The 24,674-nt window shown below is 71.3% G+C and carries 26 protein-coding genes; 11 read left to right on the top strand and 15 right to left on the bottom strand.

Annotated features, from left to right (window positions below; translation table 11 throughout):
- Window positions 1–74: 74 nt before the first annotated feature.
- A complete protein-coding gene (locus tag KZQ38_RS19505) occupies window positions 75–617 on the bottom strand; it encodes a PadR family transcriptional regulator (protein ID WP_219443573.1) in 543 nt (180 codons plus the stop codon).
- A gap of 163 nt (window positions 618–780) precedes the next feature.
- Here KZQ38_RS19505 and KZQ38_RS19510 point away from each other — a divergent pair, with 163 nt between their 5' ends.
- The 3 genes from KZQ38_RS19510 to KZQ38_RS19520 all read left to right on the top strand — a co-directional run bounded on the left by KZQ38_RS19510 (window position 781) and on the right by KZQ38_RS19520 (window position 6,007).
- The gene (locus KZQ38_RS19510; RefSeq protein ID WP_219443574.1) at window positions 781–1,185 is read left to right on the top strand and encodes a DUF5318 domain-containing protein; all 405 of its coding nucleotides are present in this window, start codon (window positions 781–783) and stop codon (window positions 1,183–1,185) included.
- Window positions 1,186–1,879: 694 nt separating this feature from the next.
- On the top strand, window positions 1,880–4,351 hold the full coding sequence (locus KZQ38_RS19515; RefSeq protein WP_308258486.1) for a transglycosylase domain-containing protein: 2,472 nt from the start codon (window positions 1,880–1,882) through the stop codon (window positions 4,349–4,351).
- A 108-nt stretch (window positions 4,352–4,459) separates the two neighbouring features.
- Window positions 4,460–6,007, top strand: a complete 1,548-nt coding sequence (locus KZQ38_RS19520) for a glycosyltransferase family 87 protein (RefSeq protein WP_219443575.1) — start codon at window positions 4,460–4,462, stop codon at window positions 6,005–6,007.
- A gap of 4 nt (window positions 6,008–6,011) precedes the next feature.
- Here the strand turns inward: KZQ38_RS19520 and KZQ38_RS19525 are convergent, their stop codons facing one another.
- Genes KZQ38_RS19525 through KZQ38_RS19535 form a run of 3 tightly spaced genes read right to left on the bottom strand, consistent with a single transcriptional unit; the run spans window position 6,012 to window position 8,817 of the window.
- Window positions 6,012–6,650: a class I SAM-dependent DNA methyltransferase gene (locus KZQ38_RS19525; protein ID WP_219443576.1), complete on the bottom strand. Its 639-nt coding sequence runs from the start codon at window positions 6,648–6,650 to the stop codon at window positions 6,012–6,014.
- A complete protein-coding gene (locus tag KZQ38_RS19530; protein WP_219443577.1) occupies window positions 6,647–8,050 on the bottom strand; it encodes a glycosyltransferase family 87 protein in 1,404 nt (467 codons plus the stop codon). The genes KZQ38_RS19525 and KZQ38_RS19530 overlap by 4 nt, the downstream gene beginning before the upstream one ends.
- A complete protein-coding gene (locus KZQ38_RS19535; RefSeq protein WP_219443578.1) occupies window positions 8,047–8,817 on the bottom strand; it encodes a deoxyribonuclease IV in 771 nt (256 codons plus the stop codon). Before KZQ38_RS19535 ends, KZQ38_RS19530 begins: the two co-directional genes overlap by 4 nt.
- A 146-nt stretch (window positions 8,818–8,963) precedes the next feature.
- Between KZQ38_RS19535 and KZQ38_RS19540 the strand changes: the two genes are divergently transcribed.
- The 6 genes from KZQ38_RS19540 (at window position 8,964) to dnaB (ending at window position 13,408) form a co-directional block, all read left to right on the top strand.
- Entirely contained in the window at window positions 8,964–9,926 is a 963-nt protein-coding gene (locus KZQ38_RS19540; RefSeq protein ID WP_219443579.1) for a hypothetical protein, read from the top strand.
- Window positions 9,927–10,047: 121 nt separating this feature from the next.
- Window positions 10,048–10,359, top strand: coding sequence for a 30S ribosomal protein S6 (gene rpsF / locus KZQ38_RS19545; protein WP_219443580.1), 312 nt, complete (start codon window positions 10,048–10,050; stop codon window positions 10,357–10,359).
- Between the two features lie 12 nt (window positions 10,360–10,371).
- Entirely contained in the window at window positions 10,372–10,875 is a 504-nt protein-coding gene (locus tag KZQ38_RS19550) for a single-stranded DNA-binding protein (RefSeq protein ID WP_219443581.1), read from the top strand.
- Window positions 10,876–10,920: 45 nt separating this feature from the next.
- The gene (gene rpsR / locus KZQ38_RS19555) at window positions 10,921–11,160 is read left to right on the top strand and encodes a 30S ribosomal protein S18 (protein WP_033428226.1); all 240 of its coding nucleotides are present in this window, start codon (window positions 10,921–10,923) and stop codon (window positions 11,158–11,160) included.
- A gap of 15 nt (window positions 11,161–11,175) precedes the next feature.
- Window positions 11,176–11,631, top strand: a complete 456-nt coding sequence (gene rplI, locus KZQ38_RS19560; protein WP_219443582.1) for a 50S ribosomal protein L9 — start codon at window positions 11,176–11,178, stop codon at window positions 11,629–11,631.
- 415 nt (window positions 11,632–12,046) lie between these two features.
- The gene (dnaB, locus tag KZQ38_RS19565; RefSeq protein ID WP_372452259.1) at window positions 12,047–13,408 is read left to right on the top strand and encodes a replicative DNA helicase; all 1,362 of its coding nucleotides are present in this window, start codon (window positions 12,047–12,049) and stop codon (window positions 13,406–13,408) included.
- 238 nt (window positions 13,409–13,646) lie between these two features.
- On the opposite strand, the gene KZQ38_RS19570 is transcribed toward dnaB, so the two are convergent.
- The 3 genes from KZQ38_RS19570 to KZQ38_RS19580 all read right to left on the bottom strand — a co-directional run bounded on the left by KZQ38_RS19570 (window position 13,647) and on the right by KZQ38_RS19580 (window position 14,970).
- Window positions 13,647–13,970, bottom strand: a complete 324-nt coding sequence (locus KZQ38_RS19570; protein WP_219443583.1) for a hypothetical protein — start codon at window positions 13,968–13,970, stop codon at window positions 13,647–13,649.
- Between the two features lies 1 nt (window position 13,971).
- A complete protein-coding gene (locus tag KZQ38_RS19575; RefSeq protein WP_219443584.1) occupies window positions 13,972–14,184 on the bottom strand; it encodes a hypothetical protein in 213 nt (70 codons plus the stop codon).
- 195 nt (window positions 14,185–14,379) lie between these two features.
- The gene (locus KZQ38_RS19580; protein WP_219443585.1) at window positions 14,380–14,970 is read right to left on the bottom strand and encodes a TetR/AcrR family transcriptional regulator; all 591 of its coding nucleotides are present in this window, start codon (window positions 14,968–14,970) and stop codon (window positions 14,380–14,382) included.
- A gap of 57 nt (window positions 14,971–15,027) precedes the next feature.
- Between KZQ38_RS19580 and KZQ38_RS19585 the strand changes: the two genes are divergently transcribed.
- A complete protein-coding gene (locus KZQ38_RS19585) occupies window positions 15,028–15,891 on the top strand; it encodes an SDR family oxidoreductase (protein WP_219443992.1) in 864 nt (287 codons plus the stop codon).
- A gap of 15 nt (window positions 15,892–15,906) precedes the next feature.
- Here the strand turns inward: KZQ38_RS19585 and KZQ38_RS19590 are convergent, their stop codons facing one another.
- Both KZQ38_RS19590 and KZQ38_RS19595 read right to left on the bottom strand, forming a co-directional pair.
- Complete coding sequence (locus KZQ38_RS19590) at window positions 15,907–16,725, bottom strand: S1 family peptidase (protein WP_219443586.1); 819 nt, start codon at window positions 16,723–16,725, stop codon at window positions 15,907–15,909.
- Window positions 16,726–16,865: 140 nt separating this feature from the next.
- Complete coding sequence (locus KZQ38_RS19595) at window positions 16,866–17,456, bottom strand: TetR family transcriptional regulator (RefSeq protein ID WP_219443587.1); 591 nt, start codon at window positions 17,454–17,456, stop codon at window positions 16,866–16,868.
- 89 nt (window positions 17,457–17,545) lie between these two features.
- Here KZQ38_RS19595 and KZQ38_RS19600 point away from each other — a divergent pair, with 89 nt between their 5' ends.
- Entirely contained in the window at window positions 17,546–18,481 is a 936-nt protein-coding gene (locus tag KZQ38_RS19600) for a zinc-binding dehydrogenase (protein WP_219443588.1), read from the top strand.
- On the opposite strand, the gene KZQ38_RS19605 is transcribed toward KZQ38_RS19600, so the two are convergent.
- The 6 genes from KZQ38_RS19605 to dbpB (KZQ38_RS19630) all read right to left on the bottom strand — a co-directional run bounded on the left by KZQ38_RS19605 (window position 18,482) and on the right by dbpB (KZQ38_RS19630) (window position 24,673).
- Entirely contained in the window at window positions 18,482–19,981 is a 1,500-nt protein-coding gene (locus KZQ38_RS19605; RefSeq protein ID WP_219443589.1) for a carboxylesterase/lipase family protein, read from the bottom strand.
- A gap of 81 nt (window positions 19,982–20,062) precedes the next feature.
- Window positions 20,063–20,665: a TetR/AcrR family transcriptional regulator gene (locus KZQ38_RS19610; protein ID WP_219443590.1), complete on the bottom strand. Its 603-nt coding sequence runs from the start codon at window positions 20,663–20,665 to the stop codon at window positions 20,063–20,065.
- 25 nt (window positions 20,666–20,690) lie between these two features.
- The gene (locus KZQ38_RS19615) at window positions 20,691–20,816 is read right to left on the bottom strand and encodes a helix-turn-helix domain-containing protein (protein ID WP_257901806.1); all 126 of its coding nucleotides are present in this window, start codon (window positions 20,814–20,816) and stop codon (window positions 20,691–20,693) included.
- Between the two features lie 310 nt (window positions 20,817–21,126).
- Window positions 21,127–22,311, bottom strand: a complete 1,185-nt coding sequence (gene dbpB, locus KZQ38_RS19620; protein WP_219443591.1) for a DGQHR domain-containing protein DpdB — start codon at window positions 22,309–22,311, stop codon at window positions 21,127–21,129.
- Window positions 22,308–23,546, bottom strand: coding sequence for a tRNA-guanine transglycosylase DpdA (dpdA, locus tag KZQ38_RS19625; protein WP_219443592.1), 1,239 nt, complete (start codon window positions 23,544–23,546; stop codon window positions 22,308–22,310). The genes dbpB (KZQ38_RS19620) and dpdA overlap by 4 nt, the downstream gene beginning before the upstream one ends.
- On the bottom strand, window positions 23,543–24,673 hold the full coding sequence (dbpB, locus tag KZQ38_RS19630; protein ID WP_219443593.1) for a DGQHR domain-containing protein DpdB: 1,131 nt from the start codon (window positions 24,671–24,673) through the stop codon (window positions 23,543–23,545). The genes dpdA and dbpB (KZQ38_RS19630) overlap by 4 nt, the downstream gene beginning before the upstream one ends.
- Window position 24,674: the final 1 nt, after the last annotated feature.

A 24,674-nucleotide genomic window follows, 5' to 3' on the forward strand; every position in this document is an offset into this window, starting at 1 on the left:
TGGCCACTCGAACGGTGCGGCGGTTGTCGCCCATGCCGAGTCCTCCTTCTTGTTCTCCGTCAATGCCCATTGGGCTATTCGTCCCGTTCGCGCTGTTCGGCCTGCTCGTGCGCGATCAGCTCGTTGAGCCACCGCACCTCGCGCTCGGTGCTCTCCAACCCCAAGCGGTGCAATTCACGCGTGTAGCGGTCGATCCGCTCACCCGCCCCGGCTAAAGCCGTCCGCAGCCCCTCGCGGCGTTCCTCGACCCGGCGACGCCGTCCTTCGAGGATGCGCATCCTGATCTCCGCCGGCGTGCGGGAGAAGAACGCGAGGTGGACGCCGAACGAGTCGTCGTCCCACGTCTGCGGGCCCGCGTTGGCGAGGAGGTCGGTGAACCGCTCCTTGCCCTCCGCGGTGAGCTGGTAGACCTTGCGCGCGCGGCGGCCCCAGGACCGGACCTCCTCCGGCGCCTCCTCGACTATCCACCCCTCGCGTTGCAGGCGGCGCAGCGTGGGGTACAGCGTCCCGTAGGAGAACGCGCGGAACGCGCCCAACAGCTCGTGCAGACGTTTGCGCAGCTCGTAGCCGTGCATGGGCGCCTCGTGCAGCAGTCCGAGGATGGCGAACTCCAGCATTGGCACCTCCCGCACTCACACGCCGATGGGTCACTCGACTATATCGGTGCGATACATCAGTCCACGACTTGAGACACACCATCGGGCGCTGGTCACACCGTGATCACGGCCACTGCCCCGAACGGCTCAACGTAGGAGTTGGGCCGCCACGTACTCTGGTCCCGTGCTGACCCAACGGCAGGTCGTGGACTACGCGCTACAGCGCCGAGCGCTGCTGGCGGAGGTCTACTCGGGCCGCGTGGGCACGATGGAGGTCTGCGACGCCAGTCCGTACCTCCTGCGAGCTGCGAAGTTCCACGGCCGGCCGAGCGACGTGACGTGCCCGGTGTGCCGCAAGGAGCCGCTCACACACGTGTCCTGGGTCTACGGCGACGAGCTCAAGCACGCGGCCGGGTCCGCGCGCACCGTCGAAGAGCTGACCCGCATGGCGACCTCGTTCGAGGAGTTCACCGTCTACGTGGTCGAGGTCTGCCGCACATGTAGTTGGAACCACCTGGTGCAGTCATACGTCCTGGGAACGCGTGGCCTGGACTCCCGGAAACCACGCAGGAGGACCGCGGCGGAGTGAAACCCCTCCGACGACGGACGTCGCCCGTCCGGGCGACGGCGTACGACCACCGAACCGCGTGCGACGGCACGCCGGTCTTGGAGGCTTTTTCGTGAACGACCAGCATGACGACAGGCATCGTGGCGCGGAGCCGCAGTGGCCGACCGGGGAGGACCCGGACGGCGGTGGCCACCCCCCGCGCCACGGTGCAGGGGATCAGCCGGAGCGTACGAACACCCCACCTGGTGGTTCCGCGCGCCCGCCGGGCGGACCCCGCCAGGGCACGCCGCCCGGCGGGTTCCCGGCGGGTGGGCGCGGCCCGGGCGGCGGTCCCCCGCCGGGCACGCCACCCGGGGGGTTCCCCGGCGGCGGTCCCGGCACACCCCCCCGCGGCTCCGGCCCCGCCGGTCCTCCGCAGGGCACCCCTCCGGGCGGGTTCCCCCAGGGCGGACCGCCGCAGGGCACGCCTCCCGGCGGGTTCCCGCAGGGCGGTCCTTCGCAGGGCACGCCTCCCGGCGGGTTCCCCCAGGGCACCCCTCCCGGCGGCATCCCGCAGGGCGGCGGCCGTCGCCGCGCGCCCGAGCCGGGTGAGGGCGGGCGGCCCGGCGACGCGACCGTCATCGGCGGTGTGAGCGGAGCGGCCGGCCCCGGCGCGCCGCGTGCGGCCGGTCCCGGTGGACCCGGCCCGAACGGCCCCGGTGGACGCGGTCCCGGGGTGCCCGGTGGACCCGGTGCGCCCGGCGCGGCCAACGCCGACCCGAACGCCACCCGGCAGGTGCCGCGCGGCCCGGTGCGGCCGAGCACGCCGCCCGGTGGGATGCGTGGTCCCGTCCCGCCCGGCCGGCCGCCGGCGCCCGGCGGCCCGCGGCGGCCCGGCGAGGAGCCGACCGACCTGCTGCCGCCCGTGCACCAGACCGTCGCCCGCGAGCCCGAGCTGCTGACCCACCGCGAGGACGAGGTCGAGCTGGAGGCGTACGACGACTACGAGTACGAGGACGAGGCGCCCACCGAGGAAGAGGCCAAGGCGCTGCGCCGGCGGAAGATCTGGCGCCGGGTGCGGCGCATCGCCTACGTGGGCGTCTTCCTGATGATCCTCGGCCCGATCGTCGCCTTCGCCATCGCCTACCAGGTGGTCTCCGTCCCGAACCCGGAGGAGGTCGCGTTCGGGCAGGACAAGGCGATCACCATCCTGTACTCCGACGAGTCGGTGATGACCCGGATCGCCAAGGACGAGGCGAACCGGACGATGATCAAGTACGACGACCTGCCGGACACCGTGAAGAAGGCCGTGTACGCGGCCGAGGACCCGACCTTCGAGACGAACCCGGGCTTCGACTTCCGGGCCATCGCGCGTGCCGTCTGGTACCAGGCGACCGGCCGCGACAGCGGCGGTTCCGGCCTGACCCAGCAGTACGTGAAGAAGGCGACGGACGAGGCCGACGAGACGCTCACCCGCAAGTTCACCGAGGTCGTCCGGGCGTACAAGATGTCCGAGCAGCAGGAGAAGCCGGACATCCTGACCGCCTACCTGAACACCATCTACTTCGGCCGCTCGGCGTACGGCGTGAAGGAGGCGGGCCAGGTCTACTTCGGCAAGGAGCTGAAGGACCTCACCCCGTCCGAGGCGGCGCTGATCGCGGGCATGATCCAGAACCCCAGCCGCTCCGAGAAGCCCGAGTACGTCAAGGAGCGCTGGGAGTACGTCACGAAGCAGATGGTGAGCCTGGGCTGGATGGACCAGGCGTACCGGGACGCCCAGACGGTGCCGCAGATCCGGCCGTTCTCCGAGATCGAGCAGCACGGCCTGGACGGGCCGCGGCTGCTGATCCGGCTCCAGGTCGAGGCGGAGCTGGCGAAGTTCAAGTGGCCGCTGGACCGCGCCAAGAAGGTCGGCGTCACCGTCCACACCACCATCGACCCGAAGATGCAGACGGCCGCCGAGGAGGCCGTGGCCGAGATCATGGAGGGCCAGCCGGAGGAGCTGCGGACCTCGATGTCGGCGATCGAACCGGGCACCGGCGCCGTCCGCGCCTACTGGGGCGGTGACGGCAACGGCATCGACTACCAGCTCGGCACGCTCCAGGAGCCCGGCTCGTCGTTCAAGCCATTCGACTTCGTGGCCGCGCTCCAGAAGGGCGAGGGCGCGGGCAAGCTGTACGACGGCAGCTCGCCGCGCACGTTCCCCGGCCGCGGCCCGGACCGCCCGGTCCGGAACTCGCCCGGTGTCGCGTGCGCGGTCCCGAAGCATTGCAGCGTCCGCGAAGCCATGGTGAAGTCGGTCAACACCGTGTTCTTCGACATGGCGATCCAGCTCGGCACCGGCAAGGTGGCGGAGGCCGCGCACCAGGCCGGCGTGCCGCGCGAGGTCCAGCTCGAAGGCAAGCCGCGCAAGCTGCTGGTCTCCGAGGACGGCGGCGCGCCGGACGGCAACATCTCGATCGGTGGTGGCCAGACGCTGGTCCGGCCGTTCGACATGACGTCGGCCTACGCGACGTTCGCGGCGCGTGGCGTGTACCACGAGCCGTACTTCGTCTCGAAGATCACCAACGCCGAGGGCGAGACGCTCTACACGCACGCGGACGTCACGAACCCCGCGTTCGACTCGGACCCGCAGAAGAGCCAGGACATCGCGGACAACGTGACGGACGTGCTCAAGGAGATCCCGAAGTCGTCCAAGATCCCGTGCGCGGGTGGTCGCGAGTGCGCCGGCAAGACCGGCACGCACGAGCTGGCCGACACCACCGAGAACGCCAAGGCGTGGATGGTGGGCTACACCCCGTCGCTGGCCGCCGGCGTGTGGCTGGGCACGGACGCGGGCAACATCGCGCTGCGCAACCGGGACGGCGCGATCTACGGCTCGGGCGTGCCGGGCAGGATCTGGCAGCGGTTCATGGACAAGGCGCTGGACGGCGCGCCGATGGACCGGTTCCCGAAGCCGAAGCCGATCGGCCAGCTCGAAGCGCCGCCGATCACCACCACGAACCCGACGACGACGACCACGCCCAAGGAGGAGGAGCCGCAGGCCCCGACGTCGACGACCAAGACGCCGCCGCGGGACAACACGACGACTCCGACGACCACGACGCCGCCCCGGTGCCCGGGTCTACGGTGCCCGACGAACACCACGGACCCGACGGAGAAACCCGATCCCGACCCGATCGGGGGCGGCAGCCCACCGACGAGGTAGCCGGGCGAACGGGGCACGCGGACAACCGCGTGCCCCGTTCGCTTTTTCCGCTGCGGCAACCCGCCGGCTTCACCACGGCCGTCGGCCTCTGCCCGTAGCATCCGGCAGGTGGCCAGCCCTTCGCAGCAGACGTCGGTGAACGCCGACGACACCGACTCGCTCAGCCCGCGCGAGCGGGTGCACCCCACGTGGACGGAGCCGTTGGCCCGTGCGGCGTCGAAGCCGTTCGGCGGGCCGGTGGGCAGGCACGCGTCGGTGGGCAGGCAGTGGTTCTGGACGCCGCTGCGGGTGGTCCTGCTGCTGGCCGTGGTGACGTTGTCCTTCGCGTGGCTCCAGAAGTCGCCGTGCGTGCAGCAGTACGTCGACCAGAACGGCGTGGTGCAGCTGGATTGGCGGGAGAGCCGCCAGTTCACCGCCATGTGCTATTCGGACACCGTGCCGCTGTACACGGCGGAACGGCTCGACAAGCCGGACACGTTCCCCTACAAGACGTCCTGGGTGGACGACCAGGGCAAGCCCACCGAGCACGTCCGGTACATGGAGTACCCGGTGCTGACCGGCGTGTTCCAGTGGGTCAACGCCCGCATGGCGCAGGGCTGGACGGTGATCGCGCAGAACGGGTGGCTGCCGAACCCGATGACGGTCATCGTCTACTTCAACATCACCGCGTTGTGGTTGGCGCTCGCCTGGCTGGTGACGGTGTGGGCGGTGGTGCGGCTGGCGCGGCGACGCGTGTGGGACGCGGCGCTCGTGGCCATCTCGCCGCTGGTGGTGGTGCACGCGTTCACCAACTTCGACACGCTGGCCACGGCGTTCGCGACGGCGGGGATGCTGGCGTGGGCGCGGAAGAAGCCGGTGCTGGCGGGCGTGCTGCTCGGGCTGGGCGGCGCGGCGAAGCTGTACCCGCTGTTCCTGCTCGGACCGCTGCTGCTGCTGTGCTGGCGCTCGGACAAGCTGCGTGCCGGGCTGTCCACGCTCACCGCGACGCTGGTGACGTGGGCGGCGGTGAACGCGCCGATCGCGTTGCTGTACCCGGCGGGCTGGCGGGAGTTCTTCCGGCTCAACACCGAACGCGGCGTCGACCCGGACTCGCTGTACAACGTGGTCGCGCAGTGGACGGACTGGCGTGGTTTCGACCCCGGCCTCGCGCCCGGTCAGGCGCCCGAGGTGTTGAACACCGTCAGCGCGGTGCTGTTCCTGGTGTGCTGCCTGGGGATCGGGTACGTGGCGTTGTCCGCGCCGACCCGGCCGCGGCTGGCGCAGCTCGCCTTCCTGGTGGTGTCGGCGTTCCTGCTGACGAACAAGGTGTGGAGCCCGCAATACTCGCTGTGGCTGGTGCCGCTCGCGGTGCTGGCGCTGCCCCGGTGGAAGCCGCTGCTCGCGTGGATGGCGGTCGACGCGCTGGTGTGGGCGCCGCGCATGTACTTCTACCTGGGCACGGACAACAAGGGTTTGCCGATCGACTGGTTCCTGGGCGCGGTGGTGCTGCGGGACGTCGCCGTGGTCGCGTTGTGCGTGCTGGTGCTGCGGGAGATCTACCGCCCGGCGCTGGACCTGGTGCGCCGGGCGGGCGACGACGACCCGTGCGGTGGTTTCCTGGACGGCGCGCCGGACCGCCGGGTGTTGTTCCGCAAGCGGGTCGCCGTGCCGGCCTGACCGGTCAGCCCGGCTTGCGGACGATCAGGTACGCCTGGGGCGTCTTCTCGTTCGGCGGCTCGGGTTCGCGGACCAGCGTGGCGCGCGGCTCGAACCCGGCCGCGCCGAGCTGGGCCGCGACCCGGTCCGGCGCCAGGCGGTAGGCCGTCAGCTCGATCCGGTGGCCGTAGCCCTCGGTGAGGTCGCGGCGCTCGTCGCCCGCCTGGAACGCGAGCAGCAGGTGCCCGCCCGGCGCGAGGACGCGGTGGAAACCGGCGAGCACGTCGGCGTGCAGCTCCGGCGGCACGTGGATCAGCGAGTACCACGCCACCAGGCCGCCCAGCACGCCGTCCGGCAGGTCCAGCGCGGTCATCGAGCCGACCTCGAACCGCAGGCCGGGGTGCCGGTCGCGGGCCACCGCGACCATCCCCGGCGACAGGTCGACGCCGTGCACGTCCAGGCCCAGCCCGGCGAGGTGCGCGGTGATCCGGCCGGGGCCGCAGCCGACGTCGACCACCGGGCCGGTGACGAGTTCGGCGAACGCGCCGAGCGCGGCGCGGTCGAACGTGGCACTCGCCAGGTGGTCGCGCAGCAGCAGCTCGTAGTCCGCGGCGACGGTGTCGTAGGCGGTGCGGGTCGTCGTTAAGAACGCGGGTTCGGTCAAGTCCTCGCCTTCACCTCGGGGTGGGCGGGCAGCCGGCCGGGTGGCCGGTCCCGGAAGCTCACATCGGATTTCAGGAACACCACGAACAACGCCACCAGCAACGCCGCGCGCCCCCACACGCCGATCACCACGGCCTGCGCGGCGAACCCGTCGTAGATGCCGGACGGCTGGCCGAACTGGATGGCGTAGTACCAGCGGAAGATGCCGATGCCCATCGCCAGGTCGGCCGCGAAGTACGCGAACGCCCACCCGAGCGGGATGCGCAGCAGCACGAACATCGGCACCAGCCACAGCGTGTACTGCGGCGAGTGGACCTTGTGCAGCAACAGGAAACCGCACAGCATGGCCGCCGACACGGCAACCCACGGGTACACGCCCTCACGCAGGTAACGCCGCCAGCCGAGCCAGCACGCCAACGCGAACGACGCCAGGATGCCCACCGGCGACAGCACGCCCACGACGGACTGCATGGTCTCTTCGGGCATGAACGGCCGCATCGACCAGAACCAGACCGAGTTCGTGGTGATGTCGACCTTGCGCAGCTGCTGGAACGTGAAGGACGCCTGCCAGCCGGCGAAACCCGCGATCGCGAACGGCAGGTTCACCGCGACCACCGTGACGACCGACGCCAACGCCACCTTCACCGCGCCCGGCCAGTCGAGCTTGCGCCCCTCGGCGAGGCCCTCGCGACCGCCGGTCAGCACGTACAGCGCGAGCGGCAGCACGAACGCCGCCGGGTAGATCTTGAACGCGAAACCCAGGCCCAGCAGCACGGACGCCACCACGGCCCGGTCCACCAGCGGGCGCGGCGCACGGCTCCACCCGCGGTGCACCACGTACACGGCCGCCACGGCGCAGAACGCCACCGGCAGGTCCCAGTTGTGGAACGCGTACAGCACCATCGGCGGCCCGACCGCCCACAGCAACGCCCGCCACCGGCTGAGCTTGCCCAGCAACCAGGCCGTCGCCAACCCGAACGGCGCCATCAGCAGCGCCGAGAACAGCAGGAACGTGGCGTCGTTGGACGCGAAGATCGCGCCCGCCCAGATCAGCAGGCCGCTGAGCACCGGGTACTCGACGGTGCCGCCGGACAACGCGCCGTTCTCGTCGATGGCCCCGTGCACGTACGGGAACACGTGCCGGTCGACGTCGCGGCCGATCCACAGGTGCTGGATGTCGGAGTAGCAGAACTCGGACTTGTTGCGCTTCTCGTAGTCCGGCTGGCTGCGGCCCCACGGGTCGAACTCCGGACCGGTGCACCGGTCCTTGTTGGCGAACCCGAGCAGCAGCGTGACGCCGGACAGGAGGACCAGCACGGCCAGCGCGACCCTGCCGAACCGGCGCGACCGCTGCCCGGACACCCGCTCGGGCACGGCGGCCACCTCCCGCGTCGCGCTCATCGGCCCAGGTGCTCGCGGAGGAACGCGATGTCCTCCGCCTGGCCCTCGTCGGGTGTCTCGACCAGCGCGGGCGCACCGGCCGCGGCGACCACCGCGACGAGCTGGTCCGGGTCGATCGTGCCCGACGCGATGTTGGCGTGCCGGTCGCGGGCGGAGCCGAACTCGTCCCGCGAGCTGTTCAGGTGCACCAGGTCGATGCGGCCGGTGATGGCCTTGACCCGGTCCACGATGCCCACCAGGTCCTCGCCGGAGGCGAACGCGTGGCAGGTGTCCAGGCAGAAGCCCGCGCCGAACTCGCCCACCGCGTCCCACAGGCGGGCGAGCATGTCGAACGTGCGGGCCATGGCGTTCTCGCCGCCCGCCGTGTTCTCGATCAGGATCGGCACCGCGAAACCACCCTCGGCGGCCTGCCGCTCGAACATCTTCCGCCAGTTCGCGATGCCCTCGGCCGGGTCGTCGCCCTTGGCGACGTGACCGCCGTGCACGATCAGGCCCTTCGCGCCGACCGCCGCCGCGCCCCGCGCGTGCTGGAGCACCATCTTGCGCGACGGGATGCGGATGCGGTTGTTCAGCGACGCCACGTTCGCCAGGTAGGGCGCGTGGATGAAGACGTCGAGGTCGGAGGCCAGCAGCGCCTCCGCCTGGGGGTGGGGTTCAGGCGCCTTCCACCCCTGGGGGTCGGCGAGGAAGAACTGGACGACCTCGGCCGCGCGGGCGGCTGCGGCGCCCAGCGGGTCATCGTCCCGGACATGGGCCCCGATGCGCATGACAGTGCAGCGTAGTCGGCACTCACGCCGCAACAGGCAGGACTGCCGCGAGGAGATTCGTGAAATCGGTGCATGACCCACGTCACCACGAACCCCTACGCTCGTTGTTCCGACGTGGGCAGTGGCGTCGCCGAGGGAGGCAGCACATGCGGACCCGACTGACCCGGCTGGCGCTGGCGGTGTTCGTGGTCGGGTCGGGCGCCGCGGTCGGCGCGGGCACCGCGCACGCGGCCGAACCCGTGGTCGTCGGTGACTGCGCCACCACCGTCGAGGGCACGCCGGGCGCACCGGTCTCGCTCAGCCCCGCCGCGGTGACCGGGCCGGTGACCGAGCTGGTCCGGGCGGTCCCGCTGCTCGGCCCGCCGCTCGCGGAGCCGTTCCGGGCGGCGTTCACCGCGCTGCCGCCGATCCCGATCGGCGCGGTGCCCACCGGCACGCGCGTGATCACGGGCGGCGAGATCGCGGACCAGGTCGTCGGCCAGTTGGCCGGGCTGCCCCTGCTCGGCCCGGTCCTGGACCCGGTGACGCGGGGCGTGCGGGACACCCTGACCCGGCTGTGCGGCGTGACGGTGGTCGGCGTGAACGCCGCGGTCGCGCCCGTGCAGGACGCCTCGAAGGCCGTGGCGGACGCCACCGGGCAGCTCACCGGGCAGCCGCCACGCGTGCCCGAGCCGGAACCCGAGCCCGAACCCGAGCCGGGTCCCGGCACGCCGCCCGGTGGCGGCCGACCGGGCACGGCCGAGCCGGGTCGACCCGGTGCTCCCCCGCCGGTCGGCGGTGTCGGCGCGCCGGACCTGCCGCTGTACGGGTCGTTCGGCGCGAACGCCGGCCGCGTGCCGCTGTTCACCTACGGCTCGCTGCCGTTCGCGGTGCCCGGCGGGTTCACCCCGTCACCGGGCATCCGGTACGGCGGCAACGTCCCCGGCTACCGACCGGGCTACGGCCTGCCGGGCGCGGACGCCGACGGCGTGCGGACCGCCGGGCGCGCGCAGGCGCTGCCGGGCGACGGCCGGGGTGGCGGCGTGGCCGCGCCGGTGCTGCTGGCCGTGCTGCTGCTGTCGTGCGTGACGGGCGCGCTGGTGCGCACCTGGGTGCTGCGCCGGGCCTGACGACCACCCGCTCGGCGGTGTACCCGCGACGGGTTGCTACCATTCGCGGGTTGCTGACGCGACGACCCTCCTGCCACGGAACGTCCGTGGCCGCCGAGTCCACAGGAGGTGAGTGGTCTTCATGCGTCATTACGAAGTCATGGTCATCCTGGACCCCAGTCTCGACGAGCGCACCATCGCGCCGTCGCTCGACACGTTCCTCAACGTCATCCGCACCACGGGTGGCAACGTGGAGAAGGTCGAGGTGTGGGGCAAGCGCCGGCTGAGCTTCGAGATCAAGAAGAACACCGAGGGTATCTACGCGGTGCTCGACCTGACCTCGACCCCGGACGCGGTGAAGGAGCTGGACCGCCAGCTCGGCCTGCAGGAGACGGTGCTCCGGACCAAGGTCCTGCGCCGCGAGCCCGCCAAGGCTTCGGCCGCCAAGGCTTAGGGGCCGCCCGACATGGCAGGCGAGACGACGATCACGGTGGTCGGGAACCTGACCGCCGATCCCGAGCTGCGCTTCACCCAGTCCGGCGCGGCGGTGGCGAGCTTCACGGTCGCCTCCACCCCCCGGACCTTCGACCGCCAGAGCGGCGAGTGGAAGGACGGGGAGGCGTTGTTCCTGCGGTGCAACGTGTGGCGGCAGGTCGCGGAGAACGTGGCCGAGTCGCTCACCCGCGGATCACGCGTGCTGGTCACCGGGCGCCTGCGCCAGCGTTCCTTCGAGACGAAGGAAGGCGAGAAGCGCACGGTCATCGAGCTGGAGGTCGACGAGATCGGCCCCTCGCTGCGGTACGCGACCGCGAAGGTCAACAAGGTGAGCCGTGGTGACGGCGGCGGCGGCTTCGGCGGCGGCGGTCAGTCCCGCGGTGGCGGCGGCGGTGGCGCCCCGGCGGACGACCCGTGGGGCTCCGCGCCCCCGGCCGGCTCCGGCGGCGGCTTCTCCGACGAGCCCCCCTTCTAGACCGCACCCTCCCTCACTTCACCGCGTTATCCCAGGAGTACCCACATGGCCAAGCCGCCTGTGCGCAAGCCCAAGAAGAAGGTCTGCGCGTTCTGCAAGGACCGCAACGCCAACCTGATCGACTACAAGGACACCACCCTGCTCCGGAAGTACATCTCGGACCGGGGCAAGATCCGCGCTCGCCGGGTCACCGGCAATTGCAGCCAGCACCAGCGCGACGTCGCCGTCGCGGTGAAGAACGCGCGCGAGATGGCGCTGCTGCCGTACACCTCGACGGCTCGCTGAGAAAGGGGAGACACCGTGAAGCTCATCCTCACCGCTGACGTCAGCGGCCTCGGTGGCCCCGGCGACATCGTCGAGGTCAAGGACGGCTACGGCCGCAACTACCTGCTGCCCCGCGGCCTGGCGATCGTCGCCACCAAGGGCGCGGCCAAGCAGGTCGAGGTCATCCGCCGCGCGCAGGAGACCCGGCGCATCCGCGACCTGGACCACGCCAAGGAGGTCAAGACCGCGCTGGAGGGTCTGGGCTCCGTGACGCTGAAGGCCAAGGCCGCGGTCGGCTCGAAGAAGCTGTTCGGCTCCGTCACCTCGTCCGACATCGTGTCGGCGGTCCGCACCGCGGGCGGCCCGGCGCTGGACAAGCGGTCGGTCGACATCGCGGGCCACATCAAGACCCTGGGCAAGCACACCGTCTCGGTGCGCCTGCACCCGGAGGTCACCGTGGCGCTGGCCGTCGAGGTCGCCGCCGCGGGCTGAGCCCCGCGCAACCCCGGGAGCGCCGTTCGGCCGGGTACTCCGGCCGGGCGGCGCTTTCGCGCGTCCGGCTGTGGACAACTCGGTGTGACAGGTCGGGCGCGACACGCCGTGCAAGCGGTTACACGCGACACGCCGGGGTTGTGACACACGACTTTTCCACACAGTTATCCACAGGCTCTGAGCTGGTGAAACTTCTGTCACAGCCGGAGTTGTACCCAGGTTGTCCACAGCTTTCCACGGCACTGTGGCCAACCGGGGCGAACCATCCCCAGGCTGTCCACCGGGTTGTCCACAGGCAGGTTTGCCTGCGCCATCCGGGGGCCTCTAGCGTCCGCGTGGTCGCCGAGCGTGGCGCGCGGAGATTGTCGTACCCGCGGGGTAGAACTGGGGACCGACCGGATTGGGGTGAAGCGCGGTGGCGCTGGTGGACGACCGGGGCATGGCCGAGCCCGGTTTCGAACGGCAGCCCCCACAGGACCTGGCCGCGGAGCAGTCCGTGCTGGGCGGGATGCTGCTCAGCAAGGACGCCATCGCCGACGTGGTCGAGGTCCTCGCGCCGAACGACTTCTACCGGCCCGCGCACCAGGCCGTGTACGACTGCGTCCTGGATCTGTACGGGCGCGGCGAACCGGCCGACCCGATCACGGTGTCCGCCGAGCTGGAGCGCCGGGGCGAGCTGCTGCGCGTCGGCGGCGCGCCGTACCTGCACACCCTGATCGCGACCGTGCCCACCGCCGCGAACGCCTCGTACTACGCGGAGATCGTCGCGGAGAAGGCGGTGCTGCGGCGGTTGGTGGAGGCCGGCACGCGGATCGTGCAGCTCGGCTACAACGGCGCCGAGGGCGCCGACGTGGACGAGGTCGTGGACCGCGCCCAGGCCGCCATCTACGAGGTGACGGAGCGGCGTGCGTCCGAGGACTACGTGGTGCTGGAGGAACTGCTCCAGCCGACCATGGACGAGATCGACGCCATCGCCTCGCGTGGTGGGTCGTCGCTGGGCATCCCCACCGGTTTCGCCGACCTGGACGAGCTGACCAACGGCCTGCACCCCGGGCAGATGATCATCGTCGCGGCCCGTCCCGGCGTCGGCAAGTCCACGCTGGGGCTGGACTTCGCGCGGTCGTGCTCGGTCAAGCACGGCATGACCAGCGCCATCTTCTCGCTGGAGATGAGCCGCACCGAGATCGTGATGCGGATGCTGTCGGCCGAGGCGAAGATCCGCCTCGGCGACATGCGCGGTGGCCGGATGACCGACGACGACTGGACCCGCCTGGCCCGCCGGATGAGCGAGATCAGCGAGGCGCCGCTGTTCGTCGACGACTCGCCGAACCTGACCATGATGGAGATCCGGGCCAAGGCCCGGCGGCTCAAGCAGCGGCACGACCTGCGCCTGGTCGTGGTCGACTACCTCCAGCTGATGTCGTCCGGCAAGCGCAGCGAGTCCCGCCAGCAGGAGGTCTCGGAGTTCTCCCGGAACCTGAAGCTGATCGCCAAGGAGCTGGAGGTGCCGGTGATCGCGATCAGCCAGCTGAACCGCGGTCCCGAGCAACGCACCGACAAGCGACCGCAGCTCTCCGACCTGCGTGAGTCGGGTTCGCTGGAGCAGGACGCGGACATGGTGATCCTGATCAACCGGCCGGACGCGTGGGAGCGCGACGACCCGCGTGCGGGTGAGGCGGACCTGATCATCGCGAAGCACCGAGCGGGCCCCACGGCCACCATCACGGTCGCCCACCAGCTCCACTACAGCCGCTTCGCCGACCTCGCCCAGTCCTGAGGGTCGTGGTTGTGGGTTCTCACCTCTGGCAAGGCTGACGCTGCCGGCGACGCCGAGGCTCACCGCGAGCAGATGGCAAAGGGGGCCGATGTGGCAGCACAGGAGGCCGGCCGCGGTGTCTGACAGCGCCGAGTAGCCGCGATGCCCGCTACGACGCCTGAAGCAACGCCCCACCCGCCGCCGTAGCCCGACGAATACACCGGCCCAGCTACGCATGGCCTCCCTCCGCGGTGCAGGGCTATGGGCCGATCGGACGGCCGGCCAAGTGGGCCAACTCGGTGAAGAAGGCGCGGAAGAGGGGTTCGTCGGTCGTCGGGATCTCGACGGTCATGAGCAGATGTCGGGAACTCGTCGTGCTGGCGTAGATCGGTTCGTCGAGCTGCTCGACGTGGCCGAAATGCAGGCGCGTCACGCCGCCCTTGCGTGCCTCGGCGCGCACCTTCACCCAGTTCAGCGGAGTCCGGTACGACCCGATGACGACATTGCTGCGCCGGAACGCCTCGAAGATCCCGTGGTCGAGCCGCAGGTGCACGCCGTCATGCTCGAAGAACTTCGGTCCCACCTCAGACCACCCGCCGGTTGGCGAGCGCGGCCACCCGGGTGAAGTCCTCGCGGAACAACGGCTCGTCGCTGGATGGCACCTGCACCGCCTGTGTGTTGGTGTACCGGCGAGGGCCGGGTCGAACAGTTCGAACGCCCCCCGGTCCAGACGGGTGCAGGTCCTCGTAGCCGAAGGTGAGCGGATCCACACCGGAGAATAGCCCGTCGGTGATCATGAGGACGGGCTGGCTTCGACGACCGGTTGCGCCCGACCGGGGTGTTCGGGTTGGACCGACTGCTCCGTCCAAGACCAGGCCCTCGACGGCACCATGCCCGCCCACGGCGTGATCGACCGACGTGCGCGAAAGAGGTGCCCGGGGCGGCGGTCGGGTCCGGTCACCCGCGCGGGGGAGCCCGCGTCGACGCGGGCGCTACTCGTTCCGGGTCCGCACCTCGATCACGGACACCAGGGTCGAGACCAGTTCCTCGGTCGTGACGTGCCACTTGTCCGGGGACAGGTGCCCGTTGACCTCCAGGTCGGTGATCCCGTGCGCGCCGGCCAGCAGCAGCGCCGCGAACCGCCGGACGTGCGGTGCGCCGACCAGGTCGCCGACGACGGTGAGGAACTCGTCCATGGCGCGCTCACCCGCGCGGACCGCCGCCTCGACCGCGACCGGGTCACCGGTCGGGGCGGTGAACATCAGCCGGTACAGGTGCGGCCGGCAGCGGCCGATCGTCATCAGCGCGGCCAGGGCCCGGTGCAGCGTGTCGGCCGGGGAGGCCCGCTCGGCGCACACGGCGCGCACCTGGTCCGCGAGCCGGTCCAGCGCCTCGGCCGCGACGGTGGTCAGCAGGCTGTCCTTGTCCGGGAAGTGCCGGTACGGCGCGCCGCGGGTGACCCCCGCACGTGCACCGACGGCACGCAGCGTCACCGCGTCCGGACCACCGCTGTCCAGCAGTTCACCGGCCGCGTCCAGCAGGGCGCGACGCGTCGCGGCGGCGGATTCCGCGCGGCTGACCATGCCGCCATCCTACAGTTGACAGTGTCATCCGAGATGCCTACCGTCGTTCAGGTGACAATGTCATCTGAACAGGACCACGTCGTCGTCACGGGCGCCTCGACCGGGATCGGCGCGGCGTCCGCACGGGAACTGGCTCGCCGCGGGTTCCACGTCCTGGCGGGGGTCCGCCGCGAGCAGGACGCCGACGCGCTGCGCGCCCCCGGCGTCGAGCCCGTCATCCTCGACATCACCCGACCCGACCACGTCGCGCGCCTGGCCGGCCGCTTCGACGGCTCGCCGGGTGTGCTGCGCGCCCTGATCAACAACGCCGCCGTCCAGGTCAACGCCCCGGTCGAGACCCTGCCGCTGAGCGAGTGGCGTCGGCAGTTCGAGGTCAACCTGTTCGGCCACGTCGCCGTCACCCAGGCGCTGCTGCCGTCGCTGCTGCGCCACGCGGGCCGGGTGGTCAACATCAGCTCGGTCGGCGGCCGGGTCGCCCTGCCCGCGTACGGCCCGTACGCGGGCACGAAGTTCGCCCTGGAGGCGGTCAGCGACGCGCTGCGCCGGGAACTGGCGCCACTGGGCGTGCGGGTGGTCGTCGTCGAGCCCGGCGCGGTCCGCACCGGGATGGTGGACCGGGTCATCGCCGCCACGGACCAGGCGGCGGCGGCCATGTCACCACAACACCGCGACCGCTACGGGAGCCTGATCCGGGCGGTCAACGCGCATTCCGCCGCCCACGCCCCCGGCGGCACGTCGGCCGACGACGTGGCCCGGGTGATCGCGAAGGCCGTGACCACCCGGAAGCCCCGCACCCGCTACGCCGTCGGCCGTGACGCGGCCCTGGTCACCCGGCTGTCCCGGGTGCTGCCCGACCGGGTGCTCGACCACGTCCTCGCGGCCACGCTCCGTCCGCACTACCCGAAGATGACCACGGCATGAGCACCCGTCGTGGGCTCAGCGGTTGGTGTTGATCGTCTTCTGGATCCAACCGCGGTACGCGGTCGCGTTGGTGTAGAGGCCGGGGCCGTCCGAGCACTTGGCGCCCTCGTCACCGGGACCCCAGGTGACGCCGATCAGCTCCCAGCGGCCCCACTTGCCGCGCTGCACCTGCGGACCGCCGGAGTCGCCGGAGCACGCCATGGCGTTGGGCTTCCGGCTGATCGTGCACAGCCGGGTCCGGTCCGCGAAGCCGGGCGCGCACTCGGACTCCGCGCCGCGCCGGGTGTCGAGCTGCTGGAGCCGCTCGGGGAACTTCCAGTCGGGCAGGCCGCCCTCGACCGTGGTGCCGAAGCCCAGCAGCCGGGTCGGGGTGCCGGGGTCGCCCGCCCGGTTGGCGATCCGGATCGGCTGCTCGGCGACCGGGCGGTCCAACCGCACCAGCGCGATGTCGTTGTGGTTCGGCTTCGCCCCCTCCCCGAGCCGGTAGCCCGGGTGGCGCACCACGCGGTCGATGTTCCGGACGGTGCCGCCGGAGGTCCGGCGGTCGCTGCCGACGCGCACGGTCCCGTCCAGCACCGCACCCTCCGCACCCTGGCCGACGCAGTGGGCCGCCGTCACCACCCACCGCGGGTGGATCAACGACGCACCGCAGACGCCCTTGGCGTTGTCCGCGCTGGGCACGGTCAACGGGAGCGAGGCCATGAACGGGTAGCGCTCGGTGGAATCCCGCCCGTTGACGATGGCGCCGGCGGTGCCGGTCATCGCCGTGGTGGCGAACGCGCTCATCAGCAGGGCACCGACCACGACACGGCGCACGGACTTCAGTCTCGACATGCTCTTCCTTCACCCGGGAACGACGAACGAGACCAATCGTTTCCGTTCACCGCGAGCAGGACCATGCGACCAGCCCGCCTATCGGTGGGGCGACAGCGCGACCGTCCGCGGTAGCGCCTCCGCTACCCCTGGACCGCTGCTCACGCCTCCAAGCGGAGACCGGCGTCCATGACGGCGAAGGCACGCCGCACGCACGCGGGCAGTTCGCCGGGGGCGCAGTCGGGCAGCCACTCGGCCAGGGCGCACCGCCAGGTGGCCACGCAGAACTCGATCAGGAGGCGCAGTTCGAGGCGGCGCGGGTCGCCGAGCCGGCGCGCGATCTCCTCCTGGACCTCGGCGCAGTGCCGCAGGGAGTACCCCTCCAGCGACGGTGACCGCTCGATCAGCCGGAGCGTGACCGGGAAGCGCCCGTACCAGTCCTCGGTCATGCGGTCGAGGGTGGCCAGCACCGCGTCGCGGAAGACGTCGACCAGCGGCCCGGACTTCTCGGCCTCGTCCAGCACGTCGAGGTAGGTGCTCCAGAGCTGCTTGACGTCGATGAGCGCGACGTCCTCCTTCGAGCGGAAGTTGCGGAAGAAGGTCCGCCTCGACACCTCGACCGCGTCGAGCACCGCGTCCAGCGGCGTGGCGTCGAAACCACGCTCGCCGAACATCGAGATCGCGGTGTCCGCCAGGGCTTGCCGGGTGCGCAGCTTCTTGCGTTCCCGCAGGGTCTGTCCGGAGGTCGTCATCACCAGCAGTCTAGCGGGCGTGCCCAGGATGCGCTTATGCTCCGGTGGAGCAAACGCCACACTGTGGCACAAACGAAGGAGACCTGGCTGTGCGTGCACTGGTCGTCGACCACACCGCGGTGGCACACCTCTCGCTCACCGAGGTGCCCGACCCCGTACCCGCGCCGGGCGAGGCGCTGGTCCGGGTCGAGGCGGTCTCGCTCAACTACGGCGAGGTCAAGCTCGCCACGCTCCCGGACGTGCCGGACGGCACCGTGATCGGGTGGGACGCGGCGGGCGTGGTGGTCCGGGCCGCGGCGGACGGTTCGGGGCCGGCCGAGGGAACACCGGTGGTCACCCTGGGCATGAGCGGTGGCTGGGCCGAGCTGCGTGCCGTGCCGGCCACGATGCTCGGTGCCGTGCCCGCCGACGCCGACCTCGGCGCGATCAGCACGATCCCGGTCGCAGGCCTGAGCGCGCTGCACGTGCTGCGCCGCATGGGCTCGCTCCTCGGTCGGCGGGTGTTGATCACCGGCGCCTCCGGCGGTGTCGGTCGTTACGCGGTGCAGCTCGCCGCCCGCGCGGGTGCGGAGGTCGTGGCGATCAGCGGGAACCCCGCCCAGGCGGACGGCCTGCGCGCGTTGGGCGCGCACGAGGTGCACGCCGATCCCGCCGACGTGGACCGGCCCGTGTTCGCGGTGCTGGACAACGTCGGCGGACAGCAGCTCGTGGACGCCTTCGCCGCCGTGCAGGCCGGCGGCCTGCTGGTGAGCGTGGGCCGGTCCGCCGGGACGGACGCCGTCTTCCCGCCCGAGGCGCTGGTGGCGACCGACGGGCGGCACGACCGGTCGATCCACACGTTCTTCCTGCTCGCCGACCCGACCGCCGACTTCTCCGCCGACCTGACCTGGCTGGCCGCCGAGGTGGCCGCCGGCCGCCTCGACCCCGGGATCAGCCGACGTGGTCCGTGGACCGGGTACGACGACGCCGCACAGGCCCTGCTCGAACGCCGCCTGCACGGCAAGGCGGTGCTCGACATCGCCTGATCAGGGCATCCGCGCCCAGAAGTCGAGCCGGTGCTCGGCCACGTGGTCGACGCGGCCGATGCGGGCGGGCGCGAGCGACTGGACGTGGCCCGTGGCGAAACCGGGCCAGCCGGGCAGGTCGGGGTGGGCCGGGTCGCCGTGGGCGGCGAACGTCGTCCAGTAGCGGTTCACCCGGTCGGCGAACGCCTCCTGGGCGGGCGACAACGCCGGTCCGCCGGGGAAGTCGAACTGGTACACCAGCTCGGCGGCGTGCTGCGCGCCGGTCGGGAAGCCGGGGAACGGCACGAGCGGCGGTGCGTCGCGGTCGGCGAACTCGTAGCACCAGGTGTCGGTGTGCGTGGCGAGGGCGTTGCCCAGTTCACGGGTCGGGCGCGCCCACGCCCGGTCCGTGCAGACCTGCGCCCACGCGAGGCTCGGCGTCGGGAAGCGGTCGAGCGGGTAGTGCGCGGCGACCTCGTCCGCCGCGTCGCCGAACGCCTCGGCCAGCAGCCGCGGGTAGTCCTCGGCGGTGACCGGCCGGCCGGCGAGGTCGGCGAAGAGCCCGACGAAGAACCGCGCCTCGTCCCGCGTGCCGCCCAGCACCACCGGCACCCGGTGGAAGCGGCCGGCGGGCAGCGCCGTCGCGGGTGACTCGGGCAGCGCGGGTCCGCCGAACGCGGGCCGGATGAACGCGTCCGACACCTGGAGCAGGTCCGCCACCGGCACCTGCCGCAGCCGGGCGAGGGCATCCTCGGGCGTGCTGCCCGGTTCGACCCAGCCGTGCTCGACGGCGGTGGCCGCGCCGAGCCGCGCCAGGTCGTCCGCCGGCACCCACCGGGGCGGGAGGGCGGGCACGCCGGGGATGAAGGTGTGCGGCGGCGTCGTGCCCAGCACCGCGAACGGGCTTTGCAGGATCACCCGGTGGAACAGCCCGGCCGAGGCGGGCGACACCAGGTGCGCGATCGCCATCTGCGCCCCGTACGACTCGCCGGCCAGGGTCACGTTCCCGGGGTCGCCGCCGAACCGCTCGACCTCCCGCCGCACCCAGCGCAGCACGGCCTGCTGGTCCAGCAGGCCGAACGTGCCGCTGTCGGCCAGCCCGGGGTGGCCGAAGCACCCGAGCACCCCGAGCCGGTAGGTCGGCGTCACCACGACGACGTCGTGGGCGACCAGCCGGCGCGGGTCGCGGGCCGTGCTCCCGTTCGTGCCACCGCCGCCGTGCAGCCACACCAGCACCGGCCGGTCCGCGCCCAGCACGTCGGGCGTGGTGACGTCGAGCGTCAGGCAGTCCTCGTCGACCGACGCGGCGTCCGCGAACGACCGGGCCGCCTGCGGTGCGGGCTTCCCGGGCTCGATCGCGTCCCGGACCCCGGACCACGGCTCGACCGGCGCGGGCGCGCGCCACCGCCGCTCGCCGACCGGCGGCGCGGCGTAGGGGATGCCCCGGAACGAGACGCGCCCGTCGAGCCGGCGGCCGCGGACGGCGCCGCTGCTCAGCCGTGCGATCACGTGTTCGGTCATCGGACCCGCCTCGTTTGCCATACGATCATATTGCCATCGTAACCATACGGCCGTATTGCTGTCGCACAGGTTCCCCACCGGTCAGCCGGTGAACACCGCCGCGACGACCGGCCGCAGCACGTCCCGCGCCGGGAACGCGTCCGGCCCCGAGAGCGCGACCTGGTCGGCCAGCCCCTGCACGGTCGCGAGGATCGCGCGGGCCGCGAGCACGGCGTCCACGCCGGGCGCGACGTCGCCGCTCTCCTTTCCCCGCTCGACCACCGCCCGCACGTACCCGAGCAGGTCGCCGCCCGCGCGCCGGGCGACGTCGGCCAGGCCGGGGTGGTGCAGCGCCTGGGCCTGCAAGCCCTGCCGGACGCGGTACTCGACGTCGCGTTCCGCGTCCAGCGGCAGCAGTTCGACCAGGGTGTCCAGCAGCCGGTCCGCGAACGGGAGACCGGCGGCCTCGCCGTTGCGGACCCGCACGCGCACCCGGTCGCTCATCCGGTTCACGGCGTCCTCGTACGCGAAGCGGAGCAACGCGTCCTTGTCGGTGAAGTAGTGCTGGATGAGCCCGACCGAGACCCCGGCCTCGGCCGCCACGCGCGCGAACGAGACGTCGGCGAAACCCCGCGTGGCGAGCAGGCGCTGGAACGCGCGCGCGAGCAGGGCGCGGCGCTGGTCGTGATCGGCAACCCGGGGCATCCGGTAACCATACCGCCGTATCGCTTCAGGGCCGGCGGTACACCGACGGCCGGACGCCGACGTGGCTCAGGAAGGCCGTCGACAACGCTCCCGGGCTGGCGAACCCGCAACGCTCGGCGACCTGCGTGACGGTGAGGCCACCGGCCGGCAACCGCTGTGCCCGCCCGATCCGCAGCCGCGCAACCGGCGCACCGGCTCCCCACCGCCTGTCCGGGCAACCACGTCACCAGCCGCGTAGAGCCCGAGGTGCAGGCCCTCCACCTCGGGCGCGTGGTCGAAGCACCGCACGAGCAACGACCGCCGGCCCGCGTCGTCCCGGCTGGAGCAGGTGTGCCGGCGTGTCGAAGCCCGCGTACGGCGCCAGATCGAAATCAGGCGAGTCGAACACCGCGCAGGGCTGTTCGGTCGCCGGGCACGAGTGCGCCGGTGGCAAGTGATCGGAGTGGGTGACCAGCGCGCTCCTAGGCCAGACGGAGCTGGCGCGGCCCGCGCTTCTTGCCCCGAGCACGCGCCCGGTACTCACCCAGCAGGTGGTTGGTGAGCAGTTGGATGTCCTTGGACGTGTTCTGGAGGTCGTTCCACTTCCTCGTGGTGCCGTCGGCCAACTCCCAGGCGCCGGACGTCCAGTGGCACACCTCGTCGATCTTCGACAACTCGGTGATGAACTCGTCGAGCCCGATCTCCTCGCCGACCGCGACCGTGCCCACGATCGCGTCCATCACGAAGCTCAGGCTGATGATGCCCACCCCGTGGGTCAGCCGCGACTTGCGGGGCGGCAGCGCCCACGCGTCGGCGAACACCGTGCTGACCGCGGTCCAGAAGTTCTTGACCATGATGAGCATCGCCTCGGTCCGCCCACCACCGGACTGTGCGTCCCGGAACTGGTACAGGGCGCCATCGGTGAGGCTGCTCTCCAGCATGCGCAGCACCGAGTTGTCCTTGATGACGCCTTCGGGCATGGTCGGCGTCTGGATGCGGTGCCGCATCGGCGAGTCGGCGTCGTGGTTCAAGCGCTCCAGCAGCAGGGCCGGGTACCGGCGGGCCTGGAGTTGCGGCGGCAGTGAACCCGCCGACGTGGGCAGCAGTTCGTGGATCAGGCCCTTGGGCAGCGGCTTGGTGTTGTTGACCAGGATGAACTGCGACCGCTGCTGCGACTCGTCGTCGGTGATGAACGCGCTGACGCAGACCGGGAACTGCTCGACCTCGGCGTCCCGGATGGCCGTCGAGCGCTGTTGCCCGTCCACGATCCAACCGGGCTTGTCGGAGTCGTCCCACGTGTCGTCCACCGGGATGATGAGCGTGCCCGCCCGCGAGTAGGCGCCGGCTGCCCGTTCTTCGGCGGACTCGAAGGTCACCCGCTTGTCGAACGCGATCACCAGCGCGTTCGGCAGCATCGCGTCCGGCGACTCGATGTACCGCCGGATCGCGTTGATGTGCGAGAGCGCGGCGGGACGCTGGTAGCCCTGGAGGACCGCGTCGTCGTTCCGACGCACCCGCGAAACGGTTGCCACGCGCGGCAACTGCTTCCCGTCGATCGCGAACGTGTACAGGGTGCGGTTGGGGCCCTGCTGGACCTCCAGCGCGGGGATCCGAATCTCGTCGGCCGTTCGCTTCGCCTTGCGCGGCCGATCGCCATTACGGGTCACGCGGTGCTCCCTGCTAGTTCGCTGTCGAGTTGCTGTCGGAAGACGTGCAGGTTGTGGAACCCGCGGCTCTTGTTGCGCTCCGAACCGCGGAAGATGATGACCTCCACGCCGATCCGGTCGCAAATACCGCACGAGCACCGCTCCCAGGGCCGGTCACCCAGCGTCTCCCGGTAGGCCGCTTTGCGATCTTTTCCGGGATCGTACAGTTTCTCGTAGTCGTGCAGCGCCTCGACCACGGTGTCGACGTCGGCCTCGTGAGCGGCATAGGCGCGGAGCAGTCGCAGGCAGTCCCGCTCGTGCTTGATCGCGGCGTCCTGGGACACCCGCCCCGCTCGGATGGCCTTCTTCAGCTTGGGGTTGCCGTCCGCCTGCGGCACGCGGATGGCGACGTAGGTGCGCTCCAGCGTGTGGTAGTTGTTCCGCTCGTCCTTGAACGCCTGCTGGAACGCCGAGGTGCTGTCGAAGCTGGTCACCCCGTGCGCGGCGAACCCGCGGGCGTTCTCCCAGCGGCTGACGCCCAGGAGGTGCAACTGGGTGGTGCTCTCGCGCACGTCGCTGATCGCGGTAAGGCACTCCATGATCTGCTGCGTCTTGAGCGGCACCATGCCGCCCAGGGCGACCCGCTGGTAGCCCATCTTCTGCAACTCCGCCACGGAGTGCGCGTAGGACTCGGGGCTCCACCCCTGCGCGACGCCGAGGGGCTCGAACGAGGCCCGTTTCCGCACGCCCGCCAGGAACTCCGCGGCCAACTGCAAGGTCAGCTCCTGCCGGGACTCCCAGCCCTCCAGCCCCGGCACGGCCACGCCCGCGTCGGCGGCCGGGTTGTACCCGAAGATCACGTGGTCGACCGAGATCCCGAGGTCGAAGCCGCAGTCCTCGTAGAAGTCGATGACCTCGTCCGGTGTGTACGGCGGGTACTCCTCGCGGACGTAGTTGAACGCGCCGCAGTCACCCATGATCGACAGAGGACCGTCCACGTGGTCGAGCCGGAAGAACCGCTCCGCCCGCTCCAGGTAGAGCCGGTTCCGCTGCGCGACGGTGTACTTGCCGGTGCCACCCGCCGTGCCGTCCACGATCGCCTTGGACACCAGCAGGCCGTCGAACGGGGACTTGTGCAGGGCTTCGTGCGCGTAGAGGTCGTCCCGCTGCCGGACCCGGAAGAGATCCTTCTCCTCGCGGACGAAATCGAACTCGCGGTCGATCTGGTCCTGGGAATCGGGGAAGAAGAACTTCATGTCCGCGACATCCTGCTCTGCATGTAGATCCGGATAAGGAAGTTGGAAAGCTGCTGGATGTGCCTGGACACGTTCTGCACACCGTCCCACTCGAGCCCGAGCTCGTCCCAGGTGCCCGACGTCCACCGGCAGTGCGGAGCGACCCGGGCCAACTCCGCCTTGATCGCCTCGACCGAGTCGGGCGCGGCGGCGTCGACCGTGTTCAGGATGCGATCCATCAACCGGCCCATCGCCTTGATGCCCGCGCCGTGCATCAGCCTGCTCTTGGCCGCCGGCTTGCCCCACGCGTCCGGGAACGTCTCCTTGACCGCGGTCCAGTAGTTGACCAGCGCCGTCCAGAGCCCCTCCGAGTCGATGTCACCGCTGCTCATGTTGCGGTAGACGAACAGCGACCCGGTGGGTGACAGGCTCTCCTCCAGCATCTTCACCAGCACGGTGTCGGTCACGACGAGGTCGCGGGACGCCTTGGCCTCGGACGAAGCACGCTTGATCAACCCGTGGAAGGGCGAGCTCTCGTCGGCGTTCAACGCGTCGCAGAGTTGCGACGGCAACCTCTTGATCGACAAGCGCGGCGGCAGGGGGGTGTCGACTTCCGGGAGCAGCTCGGTGACCAGGCCGCGTGGCAGCGGCTTGGTGTTGTTGATCCGGAAGAACTGGTCGCGCTGGATCTTCACGGAGTCCGCCACGAATGCGGTGACCGGCACCGGGAAGTCCTTGTTGACCGCCTGCGCCAACGCCAGCGCCCGTTGCTGCCCGTCGACGATCCACCCCGGTTTAGGACGGCCTTCCGCGGACAGCGGTATCACGATCTCGCCACCGCGCGCCAGTCCGTCCGAGGTCTTCGAGCCGCGACTGGGCACGAACCGGACCACCGACGACAACGCGAGGATGATCGGGTTCGGGAAGATCACGTCCGGGCCGTTGAGGTAGTCGACGATCTCCTTGACGTGGCCGCGCACCTCGGGCCGCTGGTAGCCGATGAGCTTCCCGGCCTCGTCCCGGCTCACCCGGGAGATGTCGGCGACGTCCAGGATTTCGCTCGCCGTGAGCGCGAATTGGTAGATCGTGACCTTCGACGTCTGCTCGATGCGCAACGCGCGCCTGGTGAGGAAGAGCTGCGACGCCACT

This window comes from Saccharothrix obliqua (assembly GCF_019375475.1).
Classification (GTDB): domain Bacteria; phylum Actinomycetota; class Actinomycetes; order Mycobacteriales; family Pseudonocardiaceae; genus Actinosynnema; species Actinosynnema obliqua.

Excerpts from the sequence above, each read along its gene's own strand:
- KZQ38_RS19505 (WP_219443573.1), bottom strand. The coding sequence starts at position 617 with ATGCTGGAGTTCGCCATCCTCGGACTGCTGCACGAGGCGCCCATGCAC.
- KZQ38_RS19530 (WP_219443577.1), bottom strand. The coding sequence starts at position 8,050 with ATGAGCGCGACGCGGGAGGTGGCCGCCGTGCCCGAGCGGGTGTCCGGG.
- KZQ38_RS19535 (WP_219443578.1), bottom strand. The coding sequence starts at position 8,817 with ATGCGCATCGGGGCCCATGTCCGGGACGATGACCCGCTGGGCGCCGCA.
- KZQ38_RS19540 (WP_219443579.1), top strand. The coding sequence starts at position 8,964 with ATGCGGACCCGACTGACCCGGCTGGCGCTGGCGGTGTTCGTGGTCGGG.
- rpsF (WP_219443580.1), top strand. The coding sequence starts at position 10,048 with ATGCGTCATTACGAAGTCATGGTCATCCTGGACCCCAGTCTCGACGAG.
- KZQ38_RS19550 (WP_219443581.1), top strand. The coding sequence starts at position 10,372 with ATGGCAGGCGAGACGACGATCACGGTGGTCGGGAACCTGACCGCCGAT.
- rpsR (WP_033428226.1), top strand. The coding sequence starts at position 10,921 with ATGGCCAAGCCGCCTGTGCGCAAGCCCAAGAAGAAGGTCTGCGCGTTC.
- KZQ38_RS19575 (WP_219443584.1), bottom strand. The coding sequence starts at position 14,184 with ATGATCACCGACGGGCTATTCTCCGGTGTGGATCCGCTCACCTTCGGC.
- KZQ38_RS19580 (WP_219443585.1), bottom strand. The coding sequence starts at position 14,970 with ATGGTCAGCCGCGCGGAATCCGCCGCCGCGACGCGTCGCGCCCTGCTG.
- KZQ38_RS19585 (WP_219443992.1), top strand. The coding sequence starts at position 15,028 with ATGTCATCTGAACAGGACCACGTCGTCGTCACGGGCGCCTCGACCGGG.
- KZQ38_RS19590 (WP_219443586.1), bottom strand. The coding sequence starts at position 16,725 with ATGTCGAGACTGAAGTCCGTGCGCCGTGTCGTGGTCGGTGCCCTGCTG.
- KZQ38_RS19595 (WP_219443587.1), bottom strand. The coding sequence starts at position 17,456 with ATGACGACCTCCGGACAGACCCTGCGGGAACGCAAGAAGCTGCGCACC.
- KZQ38_RS19605 (WP_219443589.1), bottom strand. The coding sequence starts at position 19,981 with ATGACCGAACACGTGATCGCACGGCTGAGCAGCGGCGCCGTCCGCGGC.
- KZQ38_RS19610 (WP_219443590.1), bottom strand. The coding sequence starts at position 20,665 with ATGCCCCGGGTTGCCGATCACGACCAGCGCCGCGCCCTGCTCGCGCGC.
- dpdA (WP_219443592.1), bottom strand. The coding sequence starts at position 23,546 with ATGAAGTTCTTCTTCCCCGATTCCCAGGACCAGATCGACCGCGAGTTC.